Raw genomic sequence first — 19,018 nt, 5'->3', positions numbered from 1 at the left:
GGTTCCGCCTTATTCCGCGGCGGCCCGCGCGCTGGCGCGGTCGATCAGGCTCTTGCCGGTCATCTCGGCCGGCTGCGGCAGCTTCATCAGGTCGAGCAGCGTCGGGGCGATGTCGGCCAGACGCCCGCTGCGGATCGCCGACACCCCGGCGGGGCCGTTCACCAGCACCAGCGGCACCTTGTCCAGCGTGTGGGCGGTGTGCGGGCCGTTGGTCTCCGGGTCCTTCATCAGCTCGCAGTTGCCGTGGTCGGCGGTGACCAGCATGACGCCGCCCTGGGCGCGCACGGCGGCCTCCAGCCGGCCCAGGCTGACGTCCACCGCCTCCACCGCCTTGATGGCGGCGGACAGGATGCCGCTGTGACCGACCATGTCCGGGTTGGCGTAGTTGATGACCACCAGATCGTACTTCCCGCTGTCCACGGCGGCGACGACCTTGTCGGTCACCTCGGCGGCGGACATCTCCGGCTGGAGATCGTAGGTCGCGACCTTCGGCGAGGGCACCAGGATGCGGTCCTCGCCCGGATACACGCGCTCCTCGCCACCGTTGAAGAAGAAGGTGACGTGCGGGTACTTTTCCGTCTCGGCGATGCGCAACTGGGTCAATCCGGCCTCGCTGACCACTTCGCCCAGCACCTTGGTCAAGGATTTCGGCGGAAAGATGGTCGTCATCAGCTTGGCGAGCGTGGACGAGTACTCGACCATGCCGACGACGGCGGCCAGCTTCGGCACCGAGGCGCGTTCGAACCCGTCGAAGGCCGGATCGACGAAGGCGGCCAGGATCTCGCGGGCGCGGTCGGCGCGGAAGTTCGCCATCAGGATGGCGTCGCCATCCTTCATGCCGGTGTAGCCGTCGATGACGGTCGGCAGGATGAACTCGTCGTGGGTGCCGGCGGCGTAGCTCTGCTCGATGGCCTGGATCGGATCGGCGGCCTTTTCGCCCTGGGCGCTCACCAGCGTGGCGTAGGCCTTGGCGACGCGGTCCCAGCGCTTGTCGCGGTCCATGGCGTAGTAGCGCCCGCTGACCGTGGCGACGGTGACGCCGGGCAGGGCGTGGACATCGGCCATGAATTCGGCCATCTGGTCCTTGGCGCTCTGCGGCGGCACGTCGCGGCCGTCGGTGAAGGCGTGGATCTCGACCGGGACGCCCTCATGGGCCAGCACGCCGGCCAGCGCCGCGATGTGGTCCTGGTGCGAATGGACGCCGCCCGGCGACAGCAGGCCCAGGATGTGGCAGCGCCCGCCCGACGCCAGCAGCGTCTTGGCGAGGCCGGTCAGCGCGGCGTTGCGCTCCAGCTCGCCCTCGACGATGGCGTGGTCGATCATCACCAGATCCTGGCGGACGACGCGCCCGGCGCCCAGATTCATGTGACCGACCTCGGAGTTGCCCATCTGGCCCTTGGGCAGCCCGACCTCCTCCTCGCTGGCCTCCAGGAAGGCGCGCGGCTCCGACGACCACAGCCGGTCCCAGTTGGGCGTGTTGCCCTGCGCGATGGCGTTGTCTTCGCGCTCCTCGCGGTAGCCCCAGCCATCCAGGATGCACAGCACCACGGGTCGGGGACGTTTGGTCTCGGTCATCACGGTCCTCATACGCCTGTCACGGTCGGGTTGCGGGTCTCGGTCGAACGGTCTGATGCCAGTCTTCTTGTGGCCGGGTTCTTATCGCCTTGGGCCGGATCAGAAAATGGCATGCCTGCGCACGCGCACAATGGGAGTCATGCACGGTGATAGGGGTGTCCGGCCAGAATTTGCTGGGCACGGTAGATTTGCTCCGCCAACATGCCTCGCACCAGCATATGCGGCCATGTCATGGCGCCCAAGGCCAAAAGGAAATCGGCGCGCGCCCGCACGGCGTCGCCGTGGCCGTCCGCCCCGCCGATGAGAAAGGCGATGTCGCCCGCCCCCTGGTCCCGCCAGCCGCTGATCTTCGCGGCGAAGGCTTCGCTGGTGATCGTCTTGCCGCGCTCGTCCAGGGCCACGACGATGGCCCCGGCGGGGATGGCGGCCAGAAGCAGCTCCGCCTCCTGCCGCTTCAGCTCGTCGGAGGCGAGGCGCTTCTTCACCTCGACCTCGCGCAGAGTCAGCGGCCAGGACAGGCGGCCGGCATACTCGTCATACAGGTCGCGCGCCGGACCGGTCCGTGACCGCCCAACCGCGGCAAGCCACAGACGCATCGGTCCGACTCCCGTTCGTCACCCGTCCTGAGCGGTGTCCGTCAGGCGCTCATGCGCTCGGCGGAGGGCCGCGGCGTCTCCAGACCCCACATCTTCTCGATGTTGTAGAAGGTCCGGACTTCCGGGCGGAACAGGTGGATGATGACGTCCCCGGCGTCGACCAGAACCCAGTCGCACTGGTTCAGGCCCTCGACCTCGACGCCGCGCAGGCCGGCCTGCTTCATGCGGTCGGCCAGCTTCATGGCCATGGCGGCGATGTGCCGGGTGTTGCGGCCCGACGCCACGATCATGTAGTCGGCGATGGTGGTCTTGCCGGCAAGGTCGATGACGACGACGTCTTCGGCCTGATCGTCGTCCAGGGACTTCTCGACGAGCGCCTTCAGTTCGTCCGGCTGGGGAACGGGAACGGGCGCGGGCCGCACAACGGGCGCGGCCGGTTCGATGAACGTGTTGATGGTACCTACCTCGCGATACAGGGTCACGACCCGCTGGCGCGTGCCCGGCGGATCGCCGTCGCCGAAGCCGGATGCAGCGGGTTGCGGAGGAAAATCCAGGCCGGTGTTTTCGAACCGGCCAACCCCTTGGCCTTGTGCATGCTGACCCGGCGACGGGCATAGCGCTGAGCGGCCATGCCACCAAGCGCTCCCATAGAATAAGTTGGACGGGCGAGAACTGCAACCGGCACCAGCCGGAAGATGCGCGTCCAATGCCGCCAGCGGGGGATTTGCCGAAGATTGTCCGCCCCCATCAGCCAGACGAAGCGCGTTTTGGGGAAGCGGAGCGTGAGCTTGGCCAGCGTGTCGGCGGTGTAGCGGGTGCCAAGCTCCCGCTCGATGGCGGTGACCCGGATGGCCGGATGGCGGGCGGTGCGCCGGGCCTCCTCCAGCCGCTCGACGAGCGGCGCCATGCCCCGGACGGGCTTGAGCGGGTTCTGCGGGCTGACCAGCCACCACACCTGATCGAGCCCCAGCGCCTTCAGCGCGTACAGGCTGATGTGGCGGTGCCCGGCGTGGGCCGGGTTGAAGGACCCGCCGAGCAACCCGATGCGCAGACCGGCGTGGAGCGGGCCGGCGTAGCGGTGGGGGGGTGGTTTCACGGAGCCCCCACCCCGGCCCTCCCCCGCTGGGCGGGGGAGGGGGATGGGGCGCCTTCGTTCCCTCCCCCGCCCAGCGGGGGAGGGTTAGGGTGGGGGAAAAGCCTGCGCTTACGGCCGCGTCTGGCCATCGCCGCGCACGACATACTTGTAGCTGGTGAGCTGCTCCGCGCCGACCGGGCCGCGGGCGTGGAACTTGTCGGTGGAGATTCCGATCTCGGCACCCATGCCGAACTCGCCGCCGTCGGCGAACTGGGTGCTGGCGTTCCACAGCACGATGCCGCTGTCGATGCGCTGCAGGAAGCGCTCCGCCGCCGCCGGGTCCTCGGTCACGATGGCGTCGGTGTGGTGGGAGCCGTGGCGGTTGATGTGGTCGATCGCCCCGTCCACCCCGTCCACCACGCCGCAGGCGATGATGGCGTCGAGATACTCGGTGTCCCAATCCTCCGGCGCCACCGCGGTCACGCGCGGGTCGGCGGCCTGGGCGGCCTCGTCGCCGCGGACGGCGCAGCCGGCGTCCAGCAGGTCCTTCACCAGCACCGGCAGGACGGCGTCGGCGATCCTGCGGTCGACCAGCAGCGTCTCGGCGGCGCCGCAGATCGAGGTGCGGCGCATCTTGGCGTTCATCACCACCTTGCGCGCCTTCTCCGGGTCGGCCCCGGCATCGACATAGACGGTGTTGTTGCCGTCCAGATGCTTGATGACCGGGATGCGGCTCTCCTCGGCGATGCGCTGGATCAGCGACTTGCCGCCGCGCGGGACGATCACGTCGATGAAGTCGCGCATGGTCAGCATGTGGCCGACCGCCGCCCGGTCCGTCGTCGGGACGAGTTGGATCGCCGCCTCCGGCAGCCCGGCGGCGCGCAGCCCGGCGGCCAAGCAGGCGGCGATGGCGCTGGACGAGCGGATGCTCTCCGACCCGCCGCGCAGGATCGCCGCGTTGCCCGACTTCAGGCAGAGGCCGCCGGCGTCGGCGGTCACGTTGGGGCGGCTCTCGTAGATGATGCCGATCACCCCCAGCGGCACGCGCACGCGCTGGATGGCCAGCCCGTTGGGGCGGGTCCATTCGGCGATGACGCCGCCGATGGGATCGGGGAAGTCGGCGATGTCCTCCAGTCCCTTGGCCATCGCCTCGATGCGGGCGTCGTTGAGGGCAAGGCGTTCGATCATGGGGCCGGCGAGGCCGCGCTCCCGGGCGGCGGCGACGTCCGCGTCGTTGGCCGCCTGGATCTCCGCCTTGCGGGCGCGGATCGCGGCCGCCGCCGCCCGCAAGGCCTGATCCTTCGACGGGCTTGGCACGGTCGCCAACTCCGCCGCGGCGGCGCGGGCGGCGCGGCCGAGGGCGAGCATCTGATCGTGCAAGGCGTCGGTGGTCTCAAGCAGGGCGGACATCGGTCTCACTCCAGTGGCGTTCGCCAAACAAAAAGGGCCGGAACCATAGCCCATCCCACGCTTCCGCGAAAGCCATGGCGGCTAAGCCGAATTGCTGATCGGTATACTCAACAATCCGTCTGGGCCGCGGTCGATTGCGGGCGTAGCGTGGCCGTCTGCATCATCGGTGAGGGAGAACTCCATGGTCCGGCTTATCCGCCGCGGCAGCGTCGCCACGTGCCTGATGCTGTCCGGCATAATCGCGACCGCCGTGGCTGAAACGCCGCTGGAATCGCCGGTGGAGCGGGGCCGCGCCCTGGTCAACGGCATCGTCGCCTGCGGCAACTGCCACACGCCGCAGGGGCCGAACGGCCCGGTCACGGGACGCGAACTGGCCGGCGGGACGCCCTTCGTCGAGGAGCCCTTCACCGCCTACGCCTCCAACATCACGCCGGACCCGGAGACGGGGATCGGCCGCTGGACCGACGAGCAGCTGATCACCGCGATCCGCGAGGGCAAGCGGCCCGACGGCAGCCTGATCGGCCCGCCGATGCCCTTCGGCTTCTACCGCGGCCTGTCGGACGGCGACCTGCGCGCCATCGTCGCCTATCTGCGCAGCGTGCCGCCGGTGCGGCATTCTGTCCCCAAGTCGGAGTACCGCATGGCGCTCCCCGCCGCCTACGGCCCGCCGGTCGGGACGGTGGCCGAGGTGCCGCGTACGGACCCGGTGGCGTACGGCGCGTACATGGCCGGGCCGCTCGGCCACTGCATGGAGTGCCACACGCCGATGCTGCCGGACGGGCGGCTCGACATGACGCGCATGGGGGCCGGTGGGCGCAACTTCACCGGGCCGTGGGGCAACGCCGTGTCCCGCAACATCACGCAGGACAAGGAGCATGGGCTGGGCGGCTGGACCGACGTGGAGATCCGCAAGGCGATCACCGAGGGTGTACGTCCCGACGGCAGCCGGCTGAGCCCGCCCATGGGCTACCACTATTACCAGTCCATGAGCGACGGCGAGCTGGGCGCCCTGGTCGCCTACCTGCGTACGCTTCCCCCGACCCGCTAGACCCCACCGGCCGTACGTGAAATACCGCACCGCCGAAAACGCAGTACCGTAAGCGTCGCCGAGAGGGCATAGTCCGCGGGCTTTTTCACCCGCCGGACCGTGGCCCCATGCTGACCCTGCTGCTGATCGTTTCCGCCTTCTTCGCGGGCGTGCTCAACGCCGTGGCCGGTGGCGGCAGCTTCCTGACCTTTCCGGCGCTGATCATGGCCGGCGTGCCGCCGCTGAACGCCAACGCGACCAGCACGGTGGCGGTGTCGCCGGGCGCGCTGGCCAGCGCTTACGGCTATCGGCGGGAGCTGGGGCGGATCAAGGAGGTCAGCCTGCCGGCCTTCCTGGGGGTCAGCCTGATCGGCGGGCTGCTGGGGGCGCTGCTCCTGCTGTGGACGCCGCAGCGGGTGTTCGAAGAGATCATTCCCTGGTTGCTGCTGTTCGCGACGGTGCTGTTCGCCTTCGGCCCGAAGGTGTCGGCCGCCATCCGCCGCAACTTCAAGGTCGGCCACAACACCGTGCTGATCGTGCAGTTCTTCATCGCCATCTACGGCGGCTACTTCGGCGGTGGGATCGGCATCCTGATCCTGGCGACGCTGGGAGTCTTCGGCCTGACCGACCTGCACGCGATGAACGGGCTGAAGGCGCTGGTCTCCGGCTGCCTCAACGCGGTGGCGGTGGTGGCCTTCGTCCTCGGCGGCGCGGTCTACTGGAACGAGGCGCTGATCATGCTGGTCGCCGCCATGGCCGGCGGTTACGCCGGGGCCGCCGTCGCCCGCCACATCCCGCCGCCGATCCTGCGCAAGTTCGTGATCCTGGTGGGCGTGGCGATGACGGTCTATTTCTTCGTCGCCAAGGCGTGATAAGGGCGGGCGGCGCTCAGTCCGCCGCCATGCGCTCGGCCAGATCGCAGAGCGCGTCCCAATCCAGCGCCGCCGGGTCCTCCACCACATGGTCGGCGGCGTCGAACAGCAGGTCGGCGTGCTGGGGCCAGGCGATGGTCAGCATGCCGGCGGCCTTCGCGGCGCGGGCGCCGGTCGGGCTGTCCTCGATCACCGCGCAGGCCGCGGGCGGCACGCCGAGGCGGGCGGCGGCGGTCAGGTAGGGCTCGGGGTCCGGCTTGCCCTTGCTCACGTCGTCGCGGCTGAGGCCGAACAGGAAGTGCGGGCTGCCCATGTGGCGCAGGTTGGCCTCCACCACGCGGCGTCCGCTGTTCGACACGCAGGCCTGCAACAGCCCCCGCTCCGCGAAAGCGTCGACCAGCGCCAGGGCGCCGGCCCGTGCCTCGACCTCGGCTATGCGCTCCAGATAGAGGTCGGTGATGGCGTCCGCCCATTCCCGGAAGGTCAGGGCCATGGGCCGAACGGCGTGCAGCCGGGCGTACAGCTCGGGGAAGGCGACGCCCAGCGTGGCCGCGTAGTCCGTGTCGGACATCGCGTGGCCGTGCAGCCGGCAGACCGCGATGGTGGCGCGCTGGTGCCAGGGCTCGCTGTCCAACAGCGTGCCGTCGATGTCCCACAGGATGGCCTGGAGCGGCGGGCGGCCCACGATCGGAACGCTCACCGCACCACCAGATCGTCGCGGTGGATCATCTCGTCGCGTCCCCGGTAGCCGAGGATTTCCTCGATCTCGTGGCTCTTGCGGCCGGTGATGCGCCGGGCGTCCTCGGCGGCGTAGGCGGTCAGGCCGCGCGCCACCTCGCGCCCGTCCGGCGCCTTCACCACCACCACGTCGCCGCGCTCGAAGTCGCCCTCGACGGCGCGTACCCCGGCGGGCAGCAGGCTGGCCCCGCGGGCGAGCGCCGACAGCGCGCCGGCGTCCACGGTCAGCGCGCCGTGGGCGTTCAGGTTGCCGCCGATCCACGCCTTGCGGGCGGAGGAGGGCGAGGCCGCGGGCAGGAACCAGGTGCACAGCGCGCCGCCCTGCTCGGGCCGCTGCTCCAGCGCGGCCAGCGGGTTCATGCGCTTGCCCTTGGCGATGACCATGCGGCAGCCGGCGGCCAGCGCGACGCGCGCCGCGACGATCTTGGTCACCATGCCGCCGGAGCTGTAGCCGGGCGGCGGCTCGCCCGCCATGTTCTCGATGTCGGAGGTCAGTTCCTGGACGACCGGGATGTGCCGGGCGTCGGGGTCCTTGCGCGGGTCGGCGGTGTAGAGGCCGTCGATGTCCGACAGCAGGACCAGCGTGTCGGCGCTGATCATCTGGGCGACGCGGGCGGCCAGACGGTCGTTGTCGCCGAAGCGGATCTCCGCGGTGGCGACCGTGTCGTTCTCGTTGATGACGGGGATCGCGCCCAGCTTCAGCAGCGTGTCGATGGTGGCGCGGCCGTTGAGGTGGCGGCGGCGCTCCTCGGTGTCCTCCAGCGTCACCAGCACCTGGGCGACGGTCAGGCCGTGGCGGGCCAGCGTCTCCTGGTAGGCGGCGGCGAGCCGGATCTGGCCGGTGGCGGCGGCGGCCTGCTTCTCCTCCAGCCGCAGGGCGCGCCCGACGAGGCCGAGATGCTCGCGCCCGCAGGCGACGGCGCCGGAGGTGACGATCACCACCTCCTGGCCGCGCTTGCGGCAGGCGGCCACGTCGTCGGCCAGCGCGTCCAGCCACTCGCGGCGCATCCGGCCGGTGGCGCCGTCGACGAGCAGGGCGGAGCCGATCTTGACGACCAGCCGCCGCGCGTCGAGCAGGGTGGGGAGCGGGGAGGGGGTATCAGCCTTTGGCGTTGTCGTCGTGGCCGCCGTCGTCGCCGTTGCCGCTGTGTTCGGTGTCGTCACCGTCATCGTCGCCTTCATCGTCCCAGTCATCCCCGTCCGAGTCGGAGCCGTCGTCCGATTCCTCGGGGAGATCGTCGTACTCGCCCGTCTCCTCGTTCCAGCCCGCATACTCGTCGTCCATCTTCTGGCCGACCGGGGGCCGGGGGATGGAGCGCGTGACCGGAGCCTGGATGACGTCGGGCTCCTCTTCCTTGGACTGTTTGATGAGCGTGAGCAAGCGGTAAAGCACCGCCTGGACGCCCTGGCCGGTGGCGCCGGAGAGAACCATCACCTCCGCACCCGACGCCGCCTCCAGCGCCGCCTTCTTCTCCGCGACCTCCTCGTCGAGCAGGGCGTCGGCCTTGTTCAGGCCGATGATCTCCAGCTTGTCGGCGAGGTTGCCGCCATAGGCGATCAGCTCGTTGCGGATGGTGGTGTAGGACTGGACCACATCCTCCGCCGTGCCGTCGATCAGGTGGAGCAGCACGCGGGTGCGCTCCACATGGCCGAGGAAGCGGTCGCCCAGCCCATGCCCCTCATGCGCGCCCTCGATCAGGCCGGGGATGTCGGCGATGACGAACTCCTCGTCACCCGCGCGGACGACGCCCAGGTTGGGGGCCAGCGTGGTGAAGGGGTAGTCGGCGATCTTCGGCCGCGCCGCGGTGGTCGCGGCCAGGAAGGTGGACTTGCCGGCGTTGGGCAGGCCGAGCAGGCCGGTGTCGGCGATCAGCTTCAGCCGCAGCCAGACCCAGCGCTCCTCACCCGGCCAGCCGGGGTGGGACTTGCGCGGGGCGCGGTTTGTCGGGGTCTTGAAATGGGCGTTGCCGAAGCCGCCGTCGCCGCCCTTCAGGAAGACGACGCGCTGGCCGGGCTCCGTCAGGTCGAGCAGCACGGTCTCCTGGTCCTCGTCGAGGATCTGGGTGCCGACCGGCACGCGCAGGACCACGTCCTCGCCCCTGGCGCCGTTGCGGTTGGCGCCCATGCCGTGGTTGCCGCGCTGCGCCTTGAAATGCTGCTTGTAGCGGTAGTCGATCAGCGTGTTGAGGCCGTTCACGACCTCGATCACGACATCGCCGCCGCGGCCGCCGTTGCCGCCGTCCGGTCCGCCATACTCGATGAACTTCTCGCGGCGGAAGGCGATGGCGCCGGGGCCGCCGTCGCCGCTTTTCAGATACACCTTGGCTTGATCGAGGAACTTCATCGGGGACCGTGCCGGCCAATCTACCGTTTGCGCACCGTCCTCCAACCGAGGGAAGGGGGCGGTGACCACACCATCAACAAAAGATGGCAAAAAAAGAAAATCGGGGGCCGGTTGCCCGAACCCCCGATCATCCCAACACACCGTACGGGCCGGACGAGATTACTCGGCCGCGACCGCCGGGACCTCGACCGCCTCGATGGCGACGTAGGTGCGCCCCTGGGCGCTGTGCTTGAAGGCCACCACGCCATCCGCCTTGGCGAACAGGGTGTGGTCCTTGCCGATGCCGACGTTCTCACCGGGGTGGAACTTCGTGCCGCGCTGGCGGACGATGATGTTGCCGGCGACGACGTTCTCGCCACCGAAACGCTTCACGCCGAGGCGGCGGCCAGCGGAATCGCGGCCGTTGCGCGAGGAGCCGCCTGCTTTTTTATGGGCCATGGGGAGTTACTCCTGTGACTGGTCGGCGGCCGTTCAGGCGGCGCCGTTGATCCCGGTGATGCGCAGGACGGTCAGGTCCTGGCGGTGGCCGTTCTTACGGCGGTAGTTCTGGCGGCGCTTCTTCTTGAAGACGATGATCTTCGGACCGCGATCCTGGGCGACGATCTCGGCGGTCACAGCAGCGCCGGCAACCGTCGGGGTGCCAAGGGTGGTGCTGCCGCCGTCGCTGACCATCAGCACGTCGTTGAGCGTGATGGAAGCGCCGGCCTCGGCCTCGAGCTTCTCAACGCGGATCACGTCGCCATTGGCGACCTTGTACTGCTTGCCGCCGGTGCGGATCACTGCAAACATCGTCGTCACTGCCTATCTCAAAACAAACGGAAGGGCCGCTCGCCCACCGTTTGAGGTGCAAGCCCGTTCGTGAGAGCGGGGATTTAACCGATGGGCCACCGGGAGTCAACAGGCATGGTGGCAATTTCCCGTTCATTTTCCTGCAAACAAGGGCTTGCATCCCCCCAGGCTTTTGGGTAGGTTCCGCGCCACCCCGGAAACGGGGCTGCGGATGGGTGGCAGAGCGGTTGAATGCACCGCACTCGAAATGCGGCATACCCGCAAGGGTATCGGGAGTTCGAATCTCCCCCCATCCGCCAGAATTTCAGGCCAGAGCGTTGATTTCGCCACGAAATCCGCTCTGGCCTTTTTCATTCCCCCACGCCGGCCCACCTTGTCGTTCCACGCCGCCGACACCGGTTGCGGCGTCTCCGCGTGTCTCGGGCTGGCGGTGATGCATTGTGCTGCACCGTGAACTCCGCAATCCCTGACGACCGCTTTTGCGGATCACCGCTCGTGCCCAGGCCTGCGGAGCGCTCCAGAGGATCGAGCGGTCCGGCTTGACCGGCCATGCATCCTTCATGTCGCCCTTGTGGCCAGGAAAGCCGCGACAGCACCGGCTGCGCCATGTTGCTTCCGGCGTCCGGACGCGGTGTCGGATCTTCCGGATTTCCAAAAGAAGATGGGTTCTGGTCGGGAGGTATGGAGTAGAGGCGTCAAAAACGCCAGTCTATTTCCACGTTCCCGAATGTATCGCTCCGATCCATCGTGATGGTTTTTTGATATTCACTCGCAATTGCGATGAGTGATCTGGGGGCAGGGAAAAGAATTTGTTCTGGCAACTGCCGTGCATCCAGTTGCCAAGGCTCCGGAAATCGGGCATGGTCATTCCAGAAACGTCGTGATTCGACAAACAAACCGCATGGAGGCAGGACGTGAAGGGCGATCCGCAGGTCATCACCCATTTGAACAAGATCCTGACCAACGAGCTGACGGCGATCAACCAGTACTTCCTGCATGCCCGCATGCTGAAGAACTGGGGCCTGAAGCGCATTGCGCACAAGATCTACGAAGAATCCATCGACGAGATGAAGCACGCCGACAAGATGATCGAGCGCATCCTGTTCCTGGAAGGTCTTCCCAACCTCCAGGACCTGGGCAAGCTGATGATCGGTGAGGACGTGCCGGAAATGCTCGGCAACGATCTGAAGGTGGAGCACAAGGCCCGCACCGACCTGATCGACGCCATCACCCTGTGCGAGCAGGTCCGCGATTACGAGACCCGCGCGCAGCTCACCGAACTGCTCGACGACACCGAAGAGCACATCGACTGGATCGAGACGCAGCTCGACCTGATCCAGCGCGTGGGCATTGTCGCCTACCAGCAGGAGCAGATCTACGGCGAGAGCTGATCCGCTCGGGGCCGCTCAGGGCCGATTGGAGGGGCGTGGCTGCAGGCCGCGCCCCTTTTGCGTTTCCCCTTTTTCGCAGAGTGTCGGGGCGGTGCCGGCAACGCCTTGTTAACCATGTTGCCGTAGCTTGCGGGTTTCCGCTTCAGTTTGTACGGGAACCGCCATCATGCTCCCCATCACGTCCTTGCAGGTTGACGACCTGACGCCGGAGGAGACCGCCGCCGTCGCGCACGCCTATCTGGCGGCGCTGGATGAGAGCGACCTGGATCAGGGCGATCATGAGAGCGCCTTCGACCGGGCGCTGGAGACGCTGCGCGGTTACCGTCCCGGCTTGCCGCTGAACATCGCCGCGGCGGAGCTGGAATTGCTGCTGGCCTCCCTGCCGGCCGCCGTGTCACCGGCGCAGGAGCCCGCCCTGGCGTAAGGCACGCCCGGCCGTCCTTCCCCGGTTCATCAAAAAGGCCCGCTCCGGTTTCCCCGGGGCGGGCCTTTTCGTTGTCCGGGTCGGCGCCGTCCGGCCGGTTACAGCCCCGTCTGCGGCTTTCCGGTGTCCGCCGTCTTGGTCACGCCGGGGTCGATGAGGGGCTGCAGCGCCGGGGCGATGCTCTTCAGCAGCTGGGCGGGCAGGGCGCTGGTGAAGCGGTAGTTGTCGGCCTCCGGCCCATGGACGAAGGCGGTCATGGTGCCGAAGAAGCGGTCGCCGATGTAGAAGGCGAAGGTCGCCGTCCGGTTCACCGCCCGCGATTCGATCAGGTGGCCGCCGGGGCCGTAGCGGTCCAGCCGGTGGTCGCCCGTGCCGGTCTTGCCGCCGATCGGGATGACCGTCCCCGAGGAGTCCTTGAAGGAGCCCCAGACCCGCTTGGCCGTGCCGTTCTGCGCCACGTCCATCAGCGCCTTGCGCAGGGTGGCCGCGACCTCCGCCTTCATCACGCGCTGGCCGCGCAGTTCGCCCAGGCCGACGACGGCCTCGTAGGGCGTGCCGGCGGCGAAATGCAGCTTGCGCACGCGCACGGTCGGCTGGCGCACCCCGTCGTTCTGGATGATGCCGACCAGCTCCGCCAGCGCCGCCGGGCGGTCGGCGGAGCTGCCGATGGCCGTGGCGAAGGACGGGACGAGCGTTTCGAAGGGGTAGCCCAGCTTGCGCCACTGCTCGGTGATGCGCTGGAAGGCTTCCTCCTCCAGCCCGATGCGGATGCGGGTGTTCTGGGCCGACTGCCCCTTCTTGAACAGCCAGCGGTAGCTTTCCTGGCGCTCCTGGACGCTGGCCTCCAGCACCTCCTGCCGCTTGGCGTCGGGACGCTTCTGCAGGTAGGAGACCAGCCACAGCTCCAGCGGATGGATGCGCGCCAGATAGCCGAGGTCGTTCAGCGGGAACTTGTCCGGTCCGTATTTGCCGTAGAGCGACGCGATGTCGCCGTCGTCCAGCTTGGCGTCGGGCAGGCGGGCGCGCAGGAAGGCGCCGAACTCCTTCACCCCGGCCTGCGGGCGCACGGTGCGGAAGATCACCGACAGGCGGTGCGGCATCGGCCGCGACCGGGCCGCCAGCATGTTCAGCATCGCGTCGGGCGTGTGCTTCCGGTAGCTGTTGTAGAAGCGGTTCAGGAAGTCACTGCCTTCCTTGTCGGCGAAGCGGGCGAGATAGGCCTGGCGGGCAGGGTGGTCGGGGTTGTGCAGGATGTCGGTGCTGTCGTCGCCGCCCTCGGACAGATAGAACTGCACGACGTCGCGCATCATGCGGATGAAGGGCAGGTTGACCGAATTGCGCAGCGACTCGGTCACGGTCAGGATGCTGCCGTTGTCCCGCGGGTTGAAGTTCACGAAGCTGTGCAGCCCGCCGCCGGTGAAGAAGGCCTCGCCGGGGTTCGCCGAATAGCGGCGCTCCATGGCCGCGTCGAGCATGGCGCCCAGTCCGCGGTTGCCGGCGGTCGCCAGCCAGTTCGCCGCCCAGCGCGTCAGGTTGTCGGATGCCTCCTCCTCCACGTCGGCGAGGAAGTCCTTGGGCAGGTGGGCGTAGCGGGTGTGGAGCTCCGCCACGATCTCCAGGTAGGTGGCCAGCGTGCGCAGCTTCGCCGTGGAGCCGAGGTCGAGTTTGGCGCCCTCGTTGATGTCCAGCGGCTGGTCGAGGTTGTCGGCCTGGACGCGCAGGTAGTTGGCGTCCGGCCCGCGCTCGTACAGCGTGACCGAGTAGATGATCTTCGACAGGTCGCTGCCCTTGGTGTCGAGCAGCCGTTCGCCGGTCAGCCCCATCTGCGCGGCGAAGGCCGGGTCGCCCAGCTTCGCCAGCACCTCCACCACCCGCTGCTGAGCCGGGGCGTCGAGCGTCGATTCGGCGGTCAGGTCGATGCGGTCGAGCTGGTAGAGGCTGGACACGCCGAGCATGGAGAGCAGCCGGGCGCGGATGGCGTTGGGGGCCTTCTGCTCCACGAAATTGGCGGTCTGGGCCTGCGGCGGGTCCTCGCGGAACTTCAACGTCAGGCCGAGGGCGGCGTCGCGCAGCGCGGTGTCGATCACGCCCGCGCCGTGCAGCACGCGCAGGTGGCTGTCGGCCAGCCGCTCCAGCGCTTGGCGATCCTGGATCAGGTAATGGGAGGGGCGGCGCTGGGCGAGCAGAAGGCTCAGCACCTGCTTGTAGGCCAGCGCCTTCAGCTGCAGGGCGCGGGCGTCGGCGGGCTCCTCCGACAGCACCTTCTCGGCGATGGCGAGGTCGGTGCCGAACCAGGCCCACAGCCCGTCGCCCAGCCCGTTCACCTCGCCGAAGCCGGGGCGCCCGGTCAGCGGGGTGGAGTTCAGGTAGTCGATCAGGATGCGGCGGCGGTGGGCGCCGGTGTCCTCGCCGTCCAGATAGGCGCGGGTGCTGGCCGAGATCATCTGGCGCAGCTTCTCCGTGGCGCCGCTGGTCTGGCCGTCGGGGGAATGGCGGTACTTCTCGATCTGGGTCGCCAGGGTCGAGCCGCCGGGGGAGCGCTGGCCGGGCTTGACCCACTGCACCGGCAGCATCGCCACGGCGCCGGCAAAGCGGTCCCACTCCACGGCGGGGTTGCGGCGCGGCTCGTCGGTGTTCAGCAGCTCGCGGTTCTCGATGAACAGCAGCGTCGCGGCGACCAGCGGTGGCACGTCCTCGAACTTGGCGAAGACCCGCTCCGGGTAGCGGGCGGAGAACAGCGCGGTGCCGTTGCGGTCCAGCAGGGTCAGGCCGGCGCGCGTCTTCTCGTGATAGATCGGGAAGCCGCCGGCGGCCATGAACTGGTCGAGCGTCGGCGACAGATGCGCCTGCATCTCCACGGCGTACATGTCCGAGGTCAGCGAGCGCAGATAGCCGGGCAGACCGACATAGCCCATCCGCTCGTTGTAGGGACCCTGGGTGGGGTGGCGCGCGGCGGGATTCGGCCCCTCGCGCAGCGTGTAGGTCATGTCCTTGGCGTAGCCGGCGAGCAGGCGGGCCTGCAATCGCGACGTGCGCATCTCCTCCTGCGCCAGGAGGGCGCCGCCGCCCAGCGTCGCCGCCAGCGTCACACCCCAGATCGCGCGCCGCACCCACAACCGTGTCATGTCCGGCTCCAGCCATGACCGCGGGCGAGACCCGCGAATTGGTTAAAATGCTCGGTAAAATGGCCGAGCGATAGGACCGGAATGTAGAGGCGCCTTGGTTAACAACCGGTGTAATCCCTGGCCCTTCGGGTGTGCGAGTCCGCCCCGAAATCGGTTTAACTCAAATTCGTAGCGGACCGTTGCGCCGGCGCCACGAATGCGCCCATCGGTTGTGGGGTTAAGAAGCGTGACCGCGCGCTTCCACGAAATCCGTTAACGCCGCGCGCAGGCGGGCGACGACGCCGGACCAGTCGCCGGAGCGGTCCTGGCCGAACACCCGCATGGTCGGGTACCAGGGGTTGGCCTCCCGGTTGCCCAGCCATCGCCAGCAGGCGTCGGCGCGCGACAGCGTCCAGGTCGGCCGTCCCAGCCCGCCGGCGAGGTGGCAGACGGAGGTGTCCACCGTGATGACGAGGTCCAGCGTTGCGGCCAGCGCCGCGGTGTCGGCGAAATCGCGGACGCCGCCCATGGGGTCGGCGATCTCCATGCCCGCCGGGGCCTCGGCCAACTGCGCCGCCCCCGGCCCCATCTGAAGGCTGACGAAGCGCACCCCCCGCACATCGGCCAGGGGGGCCAGCGCGGCCAGCGGCAGACTGCGCCGCCGGTCGATCGGGCTGGCCACCCCGCGCACCGTGCGCGGCGACCCGGCCCAGACCAGCCCGACGCGCGGACGCCCGTCCGCTACCGGAAGACGCTCGCTCCACGCCGCGACGTCGGCGGGGTCGGCGCGCAGATAGGGCACCGCGGCCGGGATGCTGTCCAGATCCGTCCCGAAGGCGCGGGGCAGGCTCATCATCGGGATGTGGAGGTCGAAGGCCGGAAGCTCGCCGCCCCAGGCGACCGCGGCCGACACGCCGTCCACCCGTGCCATCAGCCGCACCAGCGCGGGGGAACAGCCGACGATCACCCGCGCCCCGCGTGCGGCCAGGAGCGGCGCGTAGCGGACGAATTGCAGCGTGTCGCCCAGCCCCTGCTCGGCGTAGAGCAGGATGGTCCGGCCCGCCACATCCTCCGCGCCGGTCCATTGCGGCTGAGGGAAACCGCGGTGCACGGGGTCGAGCTGCCGGGTCTCCCACCGCCACTCGAACTCCTCCCACCCCTCCCGGAACTGGCCGGAGGCGAGCAGGGCGACGGCGAGCGCCAGATGGGCCTCGGCGTCTGCGGGCGCGCGGCGGATGGCCTCCCGCCCGGCGGCGACCGCCTCGTCGCGTCGCCCCTCGTGCAGCAGGAGGGACAGGCGGTTGCGGTGGAAGGCGGCCCGCTCCGGGGCGATGCGCGCCGCCCGCCCGCACTGGCGCAGCGCCTCGGCGACGCGGACGGTCTGCTCCAGCAGCGGCACCCTGTTGCCGTAGGCGTCGGCGTTGCCGGGGTCCAGCGCCACCGCCCGGCGCCCGGCCCGTTCCGCCTCGTCGAAGCGGCCCAGCGTGACCAGCAGATGGACGAGGTTGGTTTGCGCGTCGGCCAGCGTGGGGTCGAGCCGCAGCGCCGCGTCCAGCGCCTCCACGGCGCCCTCCGGATCGCCCGTCTGAGCCAGCGCGGCGCCGAGCATGCGGTGCGCCCCGGCCCGCTGCGGGGCGAGGCTGCGCGCCTTGCGGAAGGCGTCGGCGGCGCCCGTCCAGTCATCGGCGGCGTAGAGCCGCAGGCCGGCGCGCTCGAAGGCTTCGGCCAACGGCTCGCTGTCGGTGGCGGCGCTGGCCGTCAGGGCGCGGGTCAGGGCGCGGTGGGCGGCGGGACCGTCGCCGGCCTCGATCAGGGCGCCGCCCAGGGCGAACCAGTCGCCGGCGCCCTCCGGTTGCAGGGCCAGGAGGTTGCGGAAGGCGGCGGTGGCCCGTGCCGCCCCGTCCGGCGTGCCCAGCGCCATCAGCGCCTTGCCGAGATTGCCGTGGATGTCGGCGGCGAGCGGCAGGAGGGCCGCCGCCTTGCCGATCATCGTCACCCCGTCCGCCACCGCGCCGGTCTGGGCCGCCAGCAGCCCGGCGAAATGCAGGGCGTGGGGGTTGTCCGGGTCCGCCTCCAGGATGCGGCCGTAGAGCAGCCGCGCCTCCTCCAGCCGCCCGGACAGATGATGGTCGAGCGCGAGGTTCAGGGCTTCGGCGACGCTGGCCATGGGCGGGGCCTTCTGTGGTGGGGAGCTATGCCCCCAGCAGTTCCTTCGCCTTGGCGGCGAGGTCGGCCAGCGGGACTTCGACCTGCTCGCCCTTCACCAGATGCTTCAGCGTCGCCGTGCCGCGGGCCTTTTCGTCGGAGCCCATCAGGACGACCAGCGGAATCCCCGCCTTGTCGGCGTATTTCATCTGCTTGGCGAGCTTCCCGCCGTCGAGCTGGATTTCCGTGTTGATGCCCGCCGCCCGCAAGGCTGTCGCCAAGCCGTAGTAGTCGGCGGACAGGGCCGGGTCCATCTGCGTCACCAGGACCTGGGCGGTGGCGCCACCGTCCTTGATGATGCCGGCCTCCATCAGCTGGTAGAACAGCCGCGTCGCGCCGATGGAGATGCCCACGCCCGGCAGCTTCGACTTGGTGTAGTGGCTGGCGAGGTTGTCGTAGCGCCCGCCGGAGCACACGCTGCCGATGCCCGGATGGTCGTTCAGGAAGGTCTCGTAGACCGTGCCAGTGTAGTAGTCGAGGCCGCGCGCGATGGCGAGGTTGATGCGCACGATGCCGTCCGGCACCTGGAGGGCCTTCAGCCCCTCGACGACGGTCGTCAGCTCCGAAACACCCTGGCGGAAGGTCTCGTTCTCGATGCCCAGCGCGCCCAGCGCGGCGAGCGTTTCCTCGTTCGTGCCCTTGGCGTCGATCAGGGACAGGATCGTCTCCGCCGCGTCGGCGGTCATGCCGAGGCCGGTCAGGCTGGCCTTCACCTTGTCGCGGCCGATCTTGTCAAGCTTGTCGATCTCGCGCAGGACCAGGACGCGCTTGTCCGCGTCGTCCACCCCCAGCCCGTCGAGCAGGCCGAGCAGGACCTTGCGGTTGTTCACGTTGATGGTGAAGCCGCCGAAATCCAGTTCCGTGAAGACGTGGTAGATGACCGCCGGGATTTCCGCGTCGTAATGCGGCGACAGGCTGTCCTTGCCGATCACGTCGATGTCGCACTGGTAGAATTCGCGGAAGCGTCCGCGCTGCGCCCGTTCCCCGCGGTAGACGCGCTGGATCTGGTAGCGGCGGAAGGGGAAGGCGAGGTCGCGCTCATGCTCCGCCACGTAGCGGGCGAGCGGCACGGTCAGGTCGAAGCGCAGCGCGATGTCCGGCTTGTTCCCCTGCTGGAGGGCGCCGGTGGACTGCACGAAATAGACCTGCTTCTCGGTCTCGCCGCCGGACTTGGTCAGCAGGGTGTCCACCGTCTCGAACACCGGGGTCTCCACCGGCACGAAGCCGAACCGCTCGTAGCCGCGGCGGATGGTGTCGAGCAGACGCTGGAAGGCCACCTGCTGGCGCGGCAGCAGTTCCATCGTTCCGGGCGGGGTGCGGGGGGTAATGAGGCTCATCGGCGCGGGTCCGGCTTCGAATGTCCCTAGGGATTCGGCTAGGGTTCTAGCGGCTTTCGCCATGGCCGTCACCTTTCATAAGCGATATCGCTTACCGTTAACGGTCTGCCGACATTGAGCCTGCGGTCGGA

The 19,018-nt window shown here is 69.2% G+C and carries 17 protein-coding genes and 1 tRNA gene; 5 read left to right on the top strand and 13 right to left on the bottom strand.

Annotated features, from left to right (window positions below; translation table 11 throughout):
- Positions 1-9: 9 nt before the first annotated feature.
- The 5 genes from gpmI to FHW79_RS00320 form a co-directional block, all read right to left on the bottom strand.
- Positions 10-1,575 carry a 2,3-bisphosphoglycerate-independent phosphoglycerate mutase gene (gene gpmI, locus FHW79_RS00340; RefSeq protein ID WP_183177172.1) on the bottom strand — a complete coding sequence of 522 codons (1,566 nt, stop codon included), beginning with the start codon at positions 1,573-1,575 and terminating at the stop codon, positions 10-12.
- Between the two features lie 137 nt (positions 1,576-1,712).
- Positions 1,713-2,171 carry a 23S rRNA (pseudouridine(1915)-N(3))-methyltransferase RlmH gene (rlmH, locus tag FHW79_RS00335; protein ID WP_183177171.1) on the bottom strand — a complete coding sequence of 153 codons (459 nt, stop codon included), beginning with the start codon at positions 2,169-2,171 and terminating at the stop codon, positions 1,713-1,715.
- A 41-nt stretch (positions 2,172-2,212) separates the two neighbouring features.
- Positions 2,213-2,653, bottom strand: a complete 441-nt coding sequence (gene rsfS, locus FHW79_RS00330; protein WP_104675343.1) for a ribosome silencing factor — start codon at positions 2,651-2,653, stop codon at positions 2,213-2,215.
- Positions 2,650-3,267: a nicotinate-nucleotide adenylyltransferase gene (locus tag FHW79_RS00325; protein ID WP_183177170.1), complete on the bottom strand. Its 618-nt coding sequence runs from the start codon at positions 3,265-3,267 to the stop codon at positions 2,650-2,652. The genes rsfS and FHW79_RS00325 overlap by 4 nt, the downstream gene beginning before the upstream one ends.
- A 108-nt stretch (positions 3,268-3,375) precedes the next feature.
- Positions 3,376-4,656 (bottom strand): glutamate-5-semialdehyde dehydrogenase, encoded by a 1,281-nt coding sequence (locus tag FHW79_RS00320; RefSeq protein ID WP_183177169.1) that lies wholly within the window; start codon positions 4,654-4,656, stop codon positions 3,376-3,378.
- 181 nt (positions 4,657-4,837) lie between these two features.
- On the opposite strand from FHW79_RS00320, the gene FHW79_RS00315 reads away from it, so the two are divergent.
- Together FHW79_RS00315 and FHW79_RS00310 are read left to right on the top strand one after the other, a co-directional pair.
- Positions 4,838-5,704 carry a cytochrome c gene (locus tag FHW79_RS00315; RefSeq protein ID WP_183177168.1) on the top strand — a complete coding sequence of 289 codons (867 nt, stop codon included), beginning with the start codon at positions 4,838-4,840 and terminating at the stop codon, positions 5,702-5,704.
- A gap of 107 nt (positions 5,705-5,811) precedes the next feature.
- A complete protein-coding gene (locus FHW79_RS00310; RefSeq protein ID WP_183177167.1) occupies positions 5,812-6,555 on the top strand; it encodes a sulfite exporter TauE/SafE family protein in 744 nt (247 codons plus the stop codon).
- 16 nt (positions 6,556-6,571) lie between these two features.
- On the opposite strand, the gene FHW79_RS00305 is transcribed toward FHW79_RS00310, so the two are convergent.
- From FHW79_RS00305 to rplU, 5 genes are all read right to left on the bottom strand, one after another.
- Positions 6,572-7,255: an HAD family phosphatase gene (locus tag FHW79_RS00305; RefSeq protein WP_183177166.1), complete on the bottom strand. Its 684-nt coding sequence runs from the start codon at positions 7,253-7,255 to the stop codon at positions 6,572-6,574.
- Entirely contained in the window at positions 7,252-8,475 is a 1,224-nt protein-coding gene (gene proB / locus FHW79_RS00300) for a glutamate 5-kinase (protein ID WP_247884098.1), read from the bottom strand. Before proB ends, FHW79_RS00305 begins: the two co-directional genes overlap by 4 nt.
- The gene (gene obgE / locus FHW79_RS00295) at positions 8,393-9,637 is read right to left on the bottom strand and encodes a GTPase ObgE (protein ID WP_183177165.1); all 1,245 of its coding nucleotides are present in this window, start codon (positions 9,635-9,637) and stop codon (positions 8,393-8,395) included. The genes proB and obgE overlap by 83 nt, the downstream gene beginning before the upstream one ends.
- A 159-nt stretch (positions 9,638-9,796) precedes the next feature.
- On the bottom strand, positions 9,797-10,075 hold the full coding sequence (gene rpmA / locus FHW79_RS00290) for a 50S ribosomal protein L27 (RefSeq protein ID WP_137139219.1): 279 nt from the start codon (positions 10,073-10,075) through the stop codon (positions 9,797-9,799).
- Positions 10,076-10,108: 33 nt separating this feature from the next.
- A complete protein-coding gene (gene rplU, locus FHW79_RS00285) occupies positions 10,109-10,426 on the bottom strand; it encodes a 50S ribosomal protein L21 (protein WP_014239459.1) in 318 nt (105 codons plus the stop codon).
- A 209-nt stretch (positions 10,427-10,635) separates the two neighbouring features.
- On the opposite strand from rplU, the gene FHW79_RS00280 reads away from it, so the two are divergent.
- The 3 genes from FHW79_RS00280 (at position 10,636) to FHW79_RS00270 (ending at position 12,241) form a co-directional block, all read left to right on the top strand.
- Positions 10,636-10,725: transfer RNA gene (locus FHW79_RS00280), tRNA-Ser, on the top strand.
- Between the two features lie 615 nt (positions 10,726-11,340).
- Positions 11,341-11,817 carry a bacterioferritin gene (gene bfr, locus FHW79_RS00275; protein ID WP_035671636.1) on the top strand — a complete coding sequence of 159 codons (477 nt, stop codon included), beginning with the start codon at positions 11,341-11,343 and terminating at the stop codon, positions 11,815-11,817.
- A gap of 166 nt (positions 11,818-11,983) precedes the next feature.
- Positions 11,984-12,241 (top strand): hypothetical protein, encoded by a 258-nt coding sequence (locus tag FHW79_RS00270; RefSeq protein WP_183177164.1) that lies wholly within the window; start codon positions 11,984-11,986, stop codon positions 12,239-12,241.
- Positions 12,242-12,339: 98 nt separating this feature from the next.
- Here FHW79_RS00270 and FHW79_RS00265 read toward each other — a convergent pair whose 3' ends face one another.
- From FHW79_RS00265 to hisS, 3 genes are all read right to left on the bottom strand, one after another.
- On the bottom strand, positions 12,340-15,366 hold the full coding sequence (locus FHW79_RS00265; RefSeq protein ID WP_183177163.1) for a transglycosylase domain-containing protein: 3,027 nt from the start codon (positions 15,364-15,366) through the stop codon (positions 12,340-12,342).
- Between the two features lie 217 nt (positions 15,367-15,583).
- A complete protein-coding gene (locus FHW79_RS00260) occupies positions 15,584-17,512 on the bottom strand; it encodes a tetratricopeptide repeat protein (RefSeq protein WP_183177162.1) in 1,929 nt (642 codons plus the stop codon).
- Between the two features lie 25 nt (positions 17,513-17,537).
- Entirely contained in the window at positions 17,538-18,887 is a 1,350-nt protein-coding gene (gene hisS / locus FHW79_RS00255) for a histidine--tRNA ligase (protein ID WP_183177161.1), read from the bottom strand.
- Positions 18,888-19,018 lie beyond the last annotated feature (131 nt).

Source organism: Azospirillum sp. OGB3, from assembly GCF_014192915.1.
Classification (GTDB): Bacteria; Pseudomonadota; Alphaproteobacteria; order Azospirillales; family Azospirillaceae; genus Azospirillum.
Note: the sequence above shows the minus strand (reverse complement) of the source record. Positions and strands in the feature narration are given on the sequence as shown.